Genomic DNA, 12,836 nt, shown 5'->3' on the forward strand with positions numbered 1-12,836 from the left:
ATATTATTTGAATGATGGTTGGGGAGTGTATTCAAATAGCCATAAAATCTTCGAAGGAATGATTTCTAGTAATGCATACAAACAAGATCAGCCCCAAGTCAGTTATCAATACGCGGGCCGGGTAACTGACGATAGCGACTATTTGAATTATGCATTTGATATGCTATTTGAAGAAATTATGAAGCAAAACAACTTATTGACAACTAATGACAATTAGGATTATACTGTAATCATGGAATTTCTTACTAGAGATGAGGTAGCCAAATACTTCAGGGTGCACCCCCGTACGGTTATGCGCTGGCTCAAACAGGGCAGTCTTAGGGGCTACAAATTAGGCACAGGTAAAACCGCCCTACTTCGCATATCCAAGTCCGAGATTGAAAGATTTATGGAAAAATCTAAGATCACAAAATGAACTCTACTGCTGACAAACAAGTTAAGCTGATCGCCACGTACGCGCGTGTTTCAACGTCTCATCAGGAGGAACAACAAACGATACAAAACCAGTTAACCGCACTGCGTGAGTTTGCCAATAAGAATAATTACACGATAGTCGAGGAATACACAGATGATGGCTGGAGCGGCGATATGCTGGCTAGGCCATCGCTTGATAAGCTTCGTCAGGATGTAAAGAACAAGATTTGGGAAGCGGTGCTTATTTATGACCCCGATCGTCTAGCTCGTCGTTACTCATATCAGGAGCTGGTAATGGATGAGTTGCGGGAAGCTGGAATTGAGGTAATGTTCATTACCGTTACTGCTCCCAAAAACGACGAAGATAAGATATTGCACGGAGTAAGGGGTTTGTTTGCCGAATACGAGCGGGCGAAAATATCGGAGCGTTTCCGTCTCGGTAAACTTCGCAAGGTCAAAGAGGGGCATATTTTGGTGAGCGAGCCACTGTATGGCTATAACTATATTCCCAAACAAGACGACCGGCACGGCTACTATAAGATCAACCCGGAGGAAGCGCGCGTTATCAAAATGATATTTTCGTGGGTAGCAGACGAAGGTTTGACCATTAGAGCGGTAATCAGAAGGCTACAGGAAATGGGAATAAAGCCGCGCAAGAGCAAACGAGGAGTTTGGAGCACCAGCACATTGAGCACGCTGTTACGCCACCGTGCGTATATCGGCGAGGAACACTGGGGGAGTTCCTACGCGGTGGTTCCAGACAATCCGCTCAAGCACGAAAAATATAAGAAGATGAAGAAAACTAGTCGTCGGAAAAAGCCTAAAGAGGAATGGTTTACTATACCTGTACCCGCAATTATAAAAGCAGAAGTGTTTGAGAAAGTAGGGCGGCAGCTACAAGCAAACTATACTTTTTGCCAGCGTAACAAGAAGAACGAATATTTACTGTCTGGTAAAATAGAGTGTGCTTGTGGGAGAAAACGGGCAGGAGAAGGCGCTTTGCAAGGTAAGCACCTATACTATCGTTGTGCTGACAGGGTTTACAGTTTTCCACTGCCTCATAAATGTAGAGAAAAAGGCATCAATGCCAGAATAGCTGACGATCTGGTATGGCAGAAAATAACAAAGCTAATGACTTCGCCGGAGCTACTTTCTCAGCAGGTCAGTCGCTGGTTTAAGAGTAGGCAGGATAAATCTCAAGCGGCATTCGTTGACGTTGATTCGCTTAAAGGGCAGGTTGAGAAGCTCAAGGGGCAGGAGGAGCGTTATAACAAAGCCTACGGCGCGGGAGTGTTCAATCTGGAACAGCTTAAGGAGTACACGTCTCCCATTAGGGAAAAGATCGGTCAGATCGGTAAACAGATAATTGGCGCTAACCGTGAAGCCAACAGAATACAGCTAGAAGTGCCCGATCAGACCGAGATGGTATCATTCACCCAGAAAGCAAGAACGACGTTACAGGACTTGAATTTTGAGGCAAAAAGGGCGATAATATTGAACACGGTCGAAAGAGTTGTAGGTACAAAGCAGAATTTACAAGTATTCGGATATATTCCAATCACTCAAAATGTCTCATTCAACACTATCGGTCGGTATAGTCGGGCTGCCAAATGTCGGGAAATCCACCCTCTTCCAGGCGCTGACCAAAAAACAAGTCGATACTTCAAACTACCCTTTTGCCACTATCGATCCGAACGTAGGCGTGGTAGCCGTGCCCGACGCACGGTTAGACGCATTGGCCAAGTTTAGTGATTCCAAGAAAACGGTACCGACAACGATCGAATTTACCGATATTGCCGGCCTGGTGAAGGGAGCCTCTCAAGGTGAGGGTCTGGGTAATAAATTTCTCAATAACATCCGCCAGGTAGACGCCATCTGTCACGTGGTGCGTTCGTTTAGCGACCCTAATGTGGTGCACGTGGCTGGAAAAGTCGATCCCGAATCGGATCAGCAGACGATTTTGTACGAATTAGCCATGGCCGATCTCGAGCAGGTTGCCCGAGCGATAGACCAAGCCAACGGCAAGGCCCGTTCGGGCGACAAAGACGCGATCAAACTTTTGGCTGTACTAGAAAAGATTAAGGCTGTGCTGGATCAAGGTCAACCCGCTGGAACGATTGATCTGGATGAAAGCGCGATTGAATTATTGAAACCGTTCAATCTGCTGACTATGAAGCCGATTCTGACAGTTCTTAATGTTGATGAAAACGACTATCAGCAAGTTGGCCACACATTAAAAATATCCGTGAAATTAGAGGCCGAGCTGGCCGGCTTCAGCCTCGAGGAAGCTAAAGAATATCTGGCTGGATTAGGTTGGGCGGAAAGTGGTCTCGATCGGTTGATTAGGGCCAGCTATGATCTGCTCGGTCTGATCACTTTTTTTACCACCGGCGAAAAAGAGTCGCGTGCATGGACTATTACAAAAGGTAACAAAGCGCCCCAAGCCGCCGGAGTGATTCACACTGATTTCGAAAAGGGCTTTATTCGCGCCGAAGTGATCAATTGGAAGGACTTGATCGATGCCGGCTCGGAAGCCAACGCCAAGGCTGAAGGCCTAATGCGCATGGAAGGTAAAGAATACGTGTTTCAGGATGGGGATACAACAGAGTTTCATTTTTCTGCTTGAAATCATATGGGTATCAATCGCACAATAGCAGCGTATGACAAATACGCTGAAATCTACGATCAGGAGACAATTGAATTTTGGGAAAAGTTCCCACGATCTGTAATTGCGGAATTCGTTAAATTATTACCAGGCAAGAGAGTGTTAAATCTCGGTAGCGGGCCCGGGCGGGACGCTTTACTTTTGCGTGAGGCCGGTTTGGATGTTCTATGCGTTGACGCATCCACCGAAATGGTGAGGAGAACCCAAGATCTGGGCTTCGAGTCGATATCGTCTGATATTACCGCACTAGATTATCCAGATGATGAATTCGATGGCATTTGGGCATACACCTCGCTGCTTCATGTGCCGACCGATAAAATGATAACTCTATTGCATCGGACGCGAAGCTGGTTGCGAATACACGGCGTGTTATTAATAGGTATGATAGAAGGAGAATTTCAAGGAGAAATAACCCGGGACAATATGCCAAACATGAAACGATATTTTAAATATTATCAAGAATCGGAATTAATCGAACTGATATCTCAAGCCGGATATGAACTACGTTATCAGGAGCGATATCAGCCGCACCGAAAAGTCTACCTAAATCAGATTTATATGAAGTCGGCTAAAGCACCCCACATATCGTTCCATAGCATATAACCTGGTTGAATTTGCCCACTTCACTCAGATTGATGTACACTAATAATGGACAGTATCGGAATGTCCACCTTCAAAATCAGGCGGCTCTCATGAGGAGGGGCGCTGTTTTGTTTGCACAGTAGCACGGGGGTACTGATGGCATTCAAACCGACCACGGTTCGAAAGTCCCAGCGGGCATTGGGACTACGGCAACGGCAATTCCGCACCAGGAAGGATCCTGGTCGGGAAGCGAGAAAACCGGGATACCGCCTACAGTTTGTGCAACACAATATCAGGCGGATGCGCCTGTCCGGCCCGCATCCAGCCTTGCAACGTCTCTAGCGGGATTCTCAACAGTCGGTGCTCCGATCGCCGACTTTTCTATTTGTGCAGAGTCATCACATAAATCTCGCGACCGACTCGTTGGCCGGGGCGGTGATAGAGCAATGGATTCTTACCCGCCCAAGCCGGGAATGGCAGTAACTCAAAACCCAGTCGCCGCATCGGTTCGTTCAACGGCAACCGTGTTACGGTTTGATTTTGAAACCAACATGGCACCACAAGGGCGATTCGTCCGCCCGCCCGGAGTACTTTTTGAAACTGTTCCAGCGTTCGGGTAAAAAGACCGGTAAGTTCCACGCGGACTTTTTCCAATGCGGCCCGATTATGCGATAGTCGGGTAGGACCCAAATAGGGTTCGGTGACAATCACATCAATCGTGTTTGGTGCCACATATTCGGACAGCTGGGTGGCGTCGTGCATTTCTATTCGAATGCCGACCGAATCTTTGGGTGATTGTTCTTGCAGCCAATGGATATTTTTGGTCGTGGCCTGGATGGCTTTAGAACTGGTATCAAAGCCGATCAGATTTTTTATGCCCAGCAAATAAGCTTCTTGCAAAACCGTACCGGACCCGCAAAATGGATCGAGTAAGGTAGCTATGCTGGGCGCCCGTGTCAGGTTAATCATTATTTGGGCCAGTTTGGGGGGCAGCATACCCTGAAGCATGTCGCGTCCCGGCCGTCCATAATCCCGTCGGCCGTATGCCTCAAAATCTTGGACCGCTTCAGTCCGGCCAACCAAAACATTTTGTCCGCGGATAATTAACACGATCTCGCCGCCATTCTCGACCAAATTATTCTTAGTGACGCTTACGGACGATAGGGTTGGTTCGTTGTGATTCGCAAACCGGCCGGCGTAACCTGCCATGCGCAGCTCCTTCTTCACTTCCATGCCTAATCGAACCACGGCTTGGCTATTGAATCCTTTTGTCTCGCCATAGACGCTAATACCAAACGTCACCTTATCGGACAAAACCAGCAAACCAGTGTCGAATATCCCTTTGGCCAGTGTCGCGGTTAATTGCTTGATGGTGGTTTTCAAAATAATCCGGCCCACTTTTATCGTACCGCCCAGCCGGTTCATGAGGTGATCCAGCTGGATCGCTCCAGAACCAGAAATAACCAGCGCCTGGCCGCATAGAGTCGGCGGTGTGTTTGGATCGATTTGGTCGTTCAAACAAACCGCGATTTCGGCGGCAGAAAGAGCGATTTCTCGGCCCAAAATAAAGAAATAATGGTACTGAGACGGCGGGTTTGGTTGAGCGGGTTGAGGGCTTGCCATGATTGTCTTATTATGATACAGTGGTTTGGCAATACAAAGGGTCATTTCTGACACGTTTTATTGTAACATTATTTAAACTATCTGTATCCAATCTCATGGCATCGCGTTACGAACTGTTCTATCTTGTTTCCGCTCAAGTAGCCGAAAATGATTTACCCCAGATCACCGGACGGGTGACCGAATTGATTACCAAGCTTGGTGGTCAAATCGTGAAGGACGAGCTTTGGGGAAAACGAAAATTGACTTATCAAATTGGCCGCGATAATAACGCATATTTCTGGCTGACTCAATATGACACGGTTGAGCCCATCAATGCCGCCTTAACAGAACAGCTAAATTTGCAGCCTGAAATAATTCGCGTGCTCGTGACTGATGCATTGCCCGATTCCGAAACTGTCCCGATGGAACAGGCTCGTCAGGAAGCAGCGGCTCGCCAAGAAGAGCGCACGGCCAAGATTGACGCCGACAAGGCGGCTGCCGTCGAGACCGCTCAGCCAGTCGAACCCGAGTTTATAACCGAATCCGAAGCTCTAACACCAGCCGTTAACACAACCAAATCGGCCGAGCCGTCCCGTGAAGAAAAGCGGGTTGACCTGGACGAGCTGGATCGTAAGTTGGATGAATTATTGGACGACAATATCAAGGATAAATAGGCCAATCACATGATGAACCTAAACAAAGTACTGTTGATTGGAAACCTAACCCGCGATCCGGAAACTCGCACCACGCCAGGTGGGCAGAGTGTCAGTTCGTTCGGGTTGGCGACTAACCGCAGCTGGCGCGACCAGCAGACTGGCGAACGAAAGACGGCCGTTGAATACCACAATATCGTAGCTTGGGGAAAGCTGGCCGACATTTGCACGCAGTATCTTCACAAAGGTAGCCGTATTTATACCGAAGGCCGTTTGCAAACCCGCAGTTGGGACGACCAGGCCGGCAATAAAAAATATCGTACCGAAATAGTTTTAGAAAATATGATAATGCTCGACCGCAAGGAAGACGGTAATCGTGGCTCCGACCATCCGGCCGTACCAGCCGCTGAAGAACCGACAACCCCGGCCAGCGAAGAGGAGATTAGCGTTGAAGACATTCCATTCTAGTTCAAGACACTCACAATCTGAGTTGGTTCAGAAAGAAAAATCCTGTGCTTTTTGCGCGCTCGATCGAAAAGAGATCGACTATAAGGACGTGACCACGTTGCAGCGATACATTTCTTCCTACGCGAAGATATTGCCCACCAAGCGCACCGGTACTTGTGCACGACATCAGCGCAAATTGGCTACCGCTATCAAGCGGGCCCGCCAGGTATCGCTCTTACCTACCGTTGGCCGATAGACTACCATGCTTTTCATGAACGACATCAAAATCGGGACGCTGTTCAAATACGATAACGCGCCTTATGTTGTGCTGAAAGCCGACCACGTCCAAATGGGCCGGGGCAGCGCAGTGCTGCGCACCAAGATTAAGAATGTTATTACTGGCCAAGTATTGGACCTAAGTTTGAAGAATGGTGATAAATTTGATGAGGCCCAGCTCGATCGGGCGAAGGCGACCTATCTTTATGCCGATGAGGCTGGCTTGAATCTGATGGATACGCAGTCATATGAACAGTTTACCTTGCCAGTCGAGGCAGCGGGTGACGCCAAACAATTTCTATGTGAGAATATGGACGTTGAGGTAATGAGCTTCGATGGTAAGCCGGTTACGGTTCAATTGCCTAAGGTGGTCGAGCTGGAAGTGGTAGAGACAGCACCGGGCGTACGCGGTGACACGGCCCAGGGGAGTGTATCCAAGCCCGCGGTGTTGGTTTCGGGTGCCACGGTTAACGTACCGTTGTTCGTAAAACAAGGTGATAAGATTCGGGTAAATACCGAGCGCGGGGAATACCTGGATAGAGCTTAGGGCAAGTAACATGTAATAAACAAAGAAGCTCCTAATACGGGAGTTTTTGAAATTTGAGTAATAAGATACACAACAAGCACGTAGGCGGGCAAACCCCCTACCGATTCTGGTACGGGGCCGCCTACGGATGTTGTATTGCGTACGGCTAACTTTATTTTACGTCCACTGTTGTGGGAAGCACTTCCTTGGCTTTTAGAATAACCGCGTTTTGGATCTCATCCATCAGCTTTGGGTCATTCTTGATTGTCTGTCGGGCAGTTTCGTGGCCAACACCCAGCTTGGTTTCACCAAAGGCGTAGGAATTACCATTCTTGGCAATGACATTCAGTCTGATGCCGGTGTCGAGAATATCACCCGATCGTGAAATGCCCTCATTGTACATGATATCAAATTCGGTGGTACGGAATGGCGGAGCCACCTTGTTTTTTACCACCTTGGCTTTGACGCGGTTTCCGACCACCTCTTCATTTTGCTTAAGCTGGGCGGCGCGTCGAACCTCAACGCGGATTGAAGAGTAAAACTTCAATGCGTTGCCACCGGGTGTGGTTTCTGGGTTGCCAAACATGACGCCGATTTTCATCCGGATCTGATTGATGAAAATCACGATGGTATTTGACTTGCTCATGATGCCAGCCAGCTTGCGCAATGCCTGGCTCATCAGACGCGCCTGAAGACCCATGTGAGAAGCACCCATCTCCCCTTCAATTTCCGCCTTTGGAGTCAACGCAGCGACTGAATCAATCACGATGATATCGAGCGAATTGGAGCGTACCAATGTCTCGACAATTTCCAACGCCTGTTCGCCGTTGTCCGGTTGTGAAATTAACAGTTGGTCGATGTTTACACCCAAGCGCTTGGCGTAATCGGGATCTAAGGCATGTTCAGCGTCGACGAATGCCGCAACGCCCCCCAATCGCTGAGCTTCGGCGATAGCGTGCAAAGTCAGGGTGGTTTTTCCGGACGATTCCGGTCCATAAACCTCAATGACCCGGCCGCGCGGGAATCCGCCCACACCTAAAGCTAAATCGAGCGATAGACACCCGGATGAAATTGCCTCAACGTTCATCTTTTTTGCCTCGCCCAGGCGCATAATCGCGCCATCGCCGAACCGTTCCTTGATCTGGTCAACGGCTGATTGGGCTGATTTGATTTTGTTGTAGGTTTCTGTAGGCTTCTTTGGCATAGTTGTTTTTCCTTGGCTATTATATCTCCTGCCGAGCTAATTAATTTTAAGGTTATTTGGCAATTCTGTCCAGGCCATTAATTGGTATATCAAGTGACTGCCAGATCAGCCACCGCTCCCGGCGCCGTACTGTCGCACTCGGCTGATTCCACCGGCCGCCCGGCGTCGGTACCGCAATTGTTATCATCATGGCAGGAGCGGGTTTGAACCGAATCGGCGCAAACGGACCAATCGGAACAATCCCAACTGGGAGTGCAGCCGGTTGTGCCAGCGAAGGTGATGGGATAACCGGTGGTATTTACTACACCACTGGCATCAACAACATAGAGATAGGCCGGGTCGCCATTATTGAAAGTGCCTTGGTTAACCGTAAACTGGATTTGATCATCAACCCAGGTGGTGTGGGGGATTTGAATTTCACGGTGGGTGTTCGCTTCCCAGGTCGACGCGTTTCCGATTTCTATCCGAGCTTGAGTATAGTCAACATACATTTCGCTGACATACTGCCTCATTGTTGCTCCGCCATCAGTGCGAAAGAAGTGGCCGAACAGATACTCGTCAAATATTTGGCTGTCGATCAATAGTGGACCATGTCCAACAGAAGTCGAAATTGACGCGATTCTTTCAAAATCCTGGTCGATCCAACTTACCGCATCGTAACCATTAACGGAGCCGGCATCCAAATATCTTTCGATTCTAACCCAGCGTCCAAGCGCAGAACTAAATATTGCAGATGCGTCAACACTGCCATGATCGGGGGCATACGGGGGCAAACATCTACCATCTACATTACACATATAGAGATGTCCACCCCCCACATTTGGATAAATATCCACCCGGCATTGCGGAAAGAGATTTCCTTCGTTACGTGAAAAGTTTCCATACAGTTTCGCATTATCACTTAAAAGCGCATTTCCGTTATAATCGTCCCGGAATACCCACTGGCTGGCGTAGAATCGGTGGATTGGTATATTTGTCAAACCAATCGTCTGATTATAAAAACCGTCTGGAGGTAAGCCATAGCGCTGTTCGGCAACTTGTTCACCCGAGATGCGTTGTCGAAAAGTTGAATATCGGGGGTAGACGCCATTTGCTCCCACTGTTGTCCATCCTGTTTCTTCGGTTTGGCTTGCCAGCCTATCTCCTAATACCCCAGATTCAAAATCGTCGTATCGTAAGGGTTCCACCGGATCCTTTATCCCAAACCCGTTTCCATTAATCGTGATGCTTTGGCCATTCTGTATAGTGCCGGGGGCGTAGTTGATTTCTGGGATCGTATCAGCCATAGCCGGCACTGGGCGGTTAACTAAAAAAACCACACAAAATACAGCCAGAGCTTGGATAGCGATAAATACTTTATTGCGAATTATCGTACTGAAAATTTTCATAGCAAGTTGTGGAAAGAGTTCGTCTCGATGTTACCCTGCTACACGTCGTTAGTCTATTTGAGTATTCGGCGTCACTTGTTCAACAGCACCTTTCGGTATATAATCGTGGGCTTACTCCGCTTCTTGACCGCTTCCAACGTGATAATATTCAATCCCTCTTGCAAAGTTACGGTATCATGGAAAGCGCCGTTTTGGTCGCTGACCACCTCCCGGCCGTTTATCTGCAGCTGGGATTCTGGTTCGACGTGACCCGAAATATCAAGCACAGACTGGGTGGTGATTAGATTATCGGTCGGTGTATCGATCGTCAGCAAGGGCGGCGATATTGATTTATATATGACATAACCTAAATAGGCAAAACAAGCCAAGATCACCAGCGCGATAGCTAGCCGGCGTACGATTTTTGGCGTAATGGCCAAAGAGTGAGCCGAAATGCGCTGCGGTAACAAAGGGGTGTTGCTTGGCTGACGCTGGGATCGATCCACTTGGCGCTCCTTTTCATACAATCTAAAAACGGAGGCTGGGTTTAACTCCAGATACTCCGCGTAACTTTTTAAAAAATTACGGGCATACATTTCACCGGGCAGGCGGTCATAGCGGCCCTCTTCCAATGCTGCGAGATATGATTTTTGAATCCCGGTGGCGCTTGAAGCATCAGCCAGCTCGATTCCTGCCTCGGTCCGAATGGCACGCAAACGCTCACCCAGCGTCTTGATGGAACGAATATCTTTGGCCGTAAATTCAGCCATAGGCTAGGTTTCAGTTTCGTCCGCGTCTAAGCCTTCTTCGGCTGCTGATTCCGTTTCGACGTCAGCAGCCAGTGAGCGTTGCACTAATATCTCTCGAGGCTTGGCTCCATCGCCCGGACCGATGATTCCTTCTTGCTCCAAAAGATCCAGCAACCGGGCCGCTCGGGCATAGCCGATGCGCAGCCGACGCTGCAGCAACGAAGCCGATGCTTTATTGGCCTGCCAGATTACTTCTTTGGCGCTGGCCAGCAGCTCGTCATCTTCCAGCGATTCCAGACTGCCGGATATGGCACTGGTGGGTTTATCGGTTACCTCATTGACATAGTTTGGCTCGGATTGCTTCTTGAGATAATTTGTTACTCGTTCAATTTCCTCCTCGGTGACCAGCGCGCCCTGAATACGTCGAGGTTTCGATAGCTCGGAAGAGATATATAGCATATCGCCGCGACCTAATAGTTTTTCGGCGCCAGAATAGTCGAGAATGGTACGGCTGTCCATCAGCGATGCCACGCTGAAAGCGATGCGTGAAGTAATGTTAGCCTTGATCAGGCCGGTAATGACATCAACTGATGGGCGTTGCGTGGAAACAATTAAATGGATGCCTACTGCGCGAGCCATTTGAGCCAGTCGAATGATAATGCTCTCAACGTCCTGGGCGGCCAATTGCATCAAGTCGGCTAATTCATCGATGATCACCACTATATAGGGGAGCTGGTTCACCAGCACGCTGCTGTTATATTGGGCAATATTCTTTTTGCTAGATTCGGCCAGTAGCCGGTAGCGACGATCCATTTCTCCCACCAGCCATTTGAGCGCGTTGATGGTTTTGTCCACCTCGGTGATTACCGGGGTCAGCAAATGCGGAACATCATTGTAGGATATTAATTCAACTTTTTTCGGGTCGACCAGAATAAACTGCAGCGTATCAGGGCTGTTCTGGTAGAGCAAACTGACAATCACCGAGTGAATGCAGACGCTCTTACCCGAACCCGTAGCGCCGGCGATTAGCATATGAGGCATCTTGTCGAGCTGGACGACGATTGGATTTCCGGCCACGTCGCGACCCAGCACGATACTGAGATTGCTGGTGCGCTTCTTGAACTCATCTGATTCCAATATGCCGCGCAAACCGACGGTAGCGATGCGCTGATTAGGCACTTCCAGCCCGACCAGGGACTTCCCAGGGATGGGAGCCTCGATTCTGATGGGGTGCGCGGCCAAGGCTAACGCCAGATCATTGCTTAAACCCGTAATCGATGAGAGCTTGACGCCATCAGCCGGCCGCAGCGTATACTGAGTCACGGTCGGACCAACTTTCACCTCGCCCATCTCGACGTTAATACCAAAGCTTTCGAGAGTTTTTCGAATCTTTTCCAGATTGCCATTAATATCTCCACTGGTCGGCTGAGCCGTCTTAGTTTCCAGGAGGTCAAGCGGCAAGTCGGGTTTGCGTCGGCGTTTAATCTGGGGAATGGCATCAGCCGCCGGCATATTGTCACTTCCTGGCTTGGCCGGGTCATACTGTGTCTGCTTGATGGCAAACTCAGCCGGACGATCCTCTTCGGATGATTCGTCGCCGTCAATCGGCTCGGTTTGATCCGTTGTCGACTCATCGCTAGTTTGATTAAATCCAGGTATTTTGGCCAGCGCATCGGTCAATGCCGGCGGCCGTCGTCGAAGCAAGCCTTCCAGGGAGGTATTTAGCATGATTAAAACTGAAATCAGGCACAGGGCCAGGATAACGATTAGAGATGCGCCGAATCCCATCATACTTCGGAATGGGGCGCTCAATATGTAACCCAGGTAACCACCGCCCTGTCCTTGCGCGATGGCGGTGAGCGAATCCTCGGCGGAAATAAAAATATGCATCAAGGCCGAGAAAGATAGGACGAAGATTATTCCTCCCAGGTAATTAGCTGTCGAGATGACATATTTTTTGGGACGAACCAGCACATAGCCCCAGCCGAACAGAAGAACTGGCACAGCAAACCTTCCCCAGCCAAACATTTGACGTAATACAGTGTTCAATATGTGCCCGACCGATCCAGCTCGATCAAATAACCCAAAAACTGCCAAAGCGGCAAAGGCAAATACTAGGACAATGCCGATGCCGCGCTGTGTTTCGGGATGCAGACTCACGCTCGGGCCGGTCGTTGCCCGGATCTCGTCATCGGTTTGAGAGCGGCGTTTTCTACGGTATCTTTGAGCCATAAAAGTGGTAAGTAACGTATGATATTGTACCATGTTTAGGCAAAATCGTAAACCCCAATTTGATAATATGAATAGCAAAAAAAGCGCGCCATAGGAGCTAATCTGAATAGTGAGCAGCT

Annotated in this window: 13 protein-coding genes; 8 read left to right on the forward strand and 5 right to left on the reverse strand. The window is 49.0% G+C overall.

All coding sequences use genetic code 11. From position 1 onward, the window contains the following. Window positions 1-58: 58 nt before the first annotated feature. From WC734_03820 to WC734_03835, 4 genes are all read left to right on the forward strand, one after another. Entirely contained in the window at window positions 59-217 is a 159-nt protein-coding gene (locus WC734_03820) for a hypothetical protein (GenBank protein ID MFA6198251.1), read from the forward strand. A gap of 194 nt (window positions 218-411) precedes the next feature. Beyond that, a complete protein-coding gene (locus WC734_03825) occupies window positions 412-2,163 on the forward strand; it encodes a recombinase family protein (protein ID MFA6198252.1) in 1,752 nt (583 codons plus the stop codon). Next, entirely contained in the window at window positions 2,054-3,040 is a 987-nt protein-coding gene (gene ychF / locus WC734_03830; GenBank protein ID MFA6198253.1) for a redox-regulated ATPase YchF, read from the forward strand. The genes WC734_03825 and ychF overlap by 110 nt, the downstream gene beginning before the upstream one ends. 6 nt (window positions 3,041-3,046) lie before the next feature. Continuing rightward, window positions 3,047-3,682 (forward strand): class I SAM-dependent methyltransferase, encoded by a 636-nt coding sequence (locus WC734_03835; GenBank protein MFA6198254.1) that lies wholly within the window; start codon window positions 3,047-3,049, stop codon window positions 3,680-3,682. A 360-nt stretch (window positions 3,683-4,042) separates the two neighbouring features. Here WC734_03835 and WC734_03840 read toward each other — a convergent pair whose 3' ends face one another. Beyond that, window positions 4,043-5,284: a methyltransferase domain-containing protein gene (locus tag WC734_03840; protein ID MFA6198255.1), complete on the reverse strand. Its 1,242-nt coding sequence runs from the start codon at window positions 5,282-5,284 to the stop codon at window positions 4,043-4,045. A 95-nt stretch (window positions 5,285-5,379) separates the two neighbouring features. Here WC734_03840 and rpsF point away from each other — a divergent pair, with 95 nt between their 5' ends. Genes rpsF through efp form a run of 4 tightly spaced genes read left to right on the forward strand, consistent with a single transcriptional unit; the run spans window position 5,380 to window position 7,186 of the window. Beyond that, window positions 5,380-5,937: a 30S ribosomal protein S6 gene (rpsF, locus tag WC734_03845; GenBank protein MFA6198256.1), complete on the forward strand. Its 558-nt coding sequence runs from the start codon at window positions 5,380-5,382 to the stop codon at window positions 5,935-5,937. Window positions 5,938-5,946: 9 nt separating this feature from the next. Continuing rightward, on the forward strand, window positions 5,947-6,384 hold the full coding sequence (locus WC734_03850; GenBank protein MFA6198257.1) for a single-stranded DNA-binding protein: 438 nt from the start codon (window positions 5,947-5,949) through the stop codon (window positions 6,382-6,384). A 22-nt stretch (window positions 6,385-6,406) separates the two neighbouring features. Then, a complete protein-coding gene (gene rpsR / locus WC734_03855; protein MFA6198258.1) occupies window positions 6,407-6,619 on the forward strand; it encodes a 30S ribosomal protein S18 in 213 nt (70 codons plus the stop codon). A gap of 15 nt (window positions 6,620-6,634) precedes the next feature. Then, window positions 6,635-7,186 (forward strand): elongation factor P, encoded by a 552-nt coding sequence (gene efp, locus WC734_03860; GenBank protein MFA6198259.1) that lies wholly within the window; start codon window positions 6,635-6,637, stop codon window positions 7,184-7,186. A gap of 151 nt (window positions 7,187-7,337) precedes the next feature. Here efp and recA read toward each other — a convergent pair whose 3' ends face one another. The 4 genes from recA to WC734_03880 form a co-directional block, all read right to left on the reverse strand. Then, window positions 7,338-8,369: a recombinase RecA gene (recA, locus tag WC734_03865; protein ID MFA6198260.1), complete on the reverse strand. Its 1,032-nt coding sequence runs from the start codon at window positions 8,367-8,369 to the stop codon at window positions 7,338-7,340. 89 nt (window positions 8,370-8,458) lie between these two features. Then, window positions 8,459-9,757 (reverse strand): hypothetical protein, encoded by a 1,299-nt coding sequence (locus WC734_03870; protein MFA6198261.1) that lies wholly within the window; start codon window positions 9,755-9,757, stop codon window positions 8,459-8,461. A 71-nt stretch (window positions 9,758-9,828) separates the two neighbouring features. Further along, complete coding sequence (locus WC734_03875) at window positions 9,829-10,506, reverse strand: helix-turn-helix domain-containing protein (protein MFA6198262.1); 678 nt, start codon at window positions 10,504-10,506, stop codon at window positions 9,829-9,831. Between the two features lie 3 nt (window positions 10,507-10,509). Beyond that, window positions 10,510-12,717 (reverse strand): DNA translocase FtsK 4TM domain-containing protein, encoded by a 2,208-nt coding sequence (locus WC734_03880; protein MFA6198263.1) that lies wholly within the window; start codon window positions 12,715-12,717, stop codon window positions 10,510-10,512. Between the last annotated feature and the right edge of the window lie 119 nt (window positions 12,718-12,836).

The sequence above is a fragment of the Patescibacteria group bacterium genome (assembly GCA_041661625.1).
Lineage (GTDB): Bacteria > Patescibacteriota > Patescibacteriia > JAHIZJ01 > JAHIZJ01 > JBAZUB01.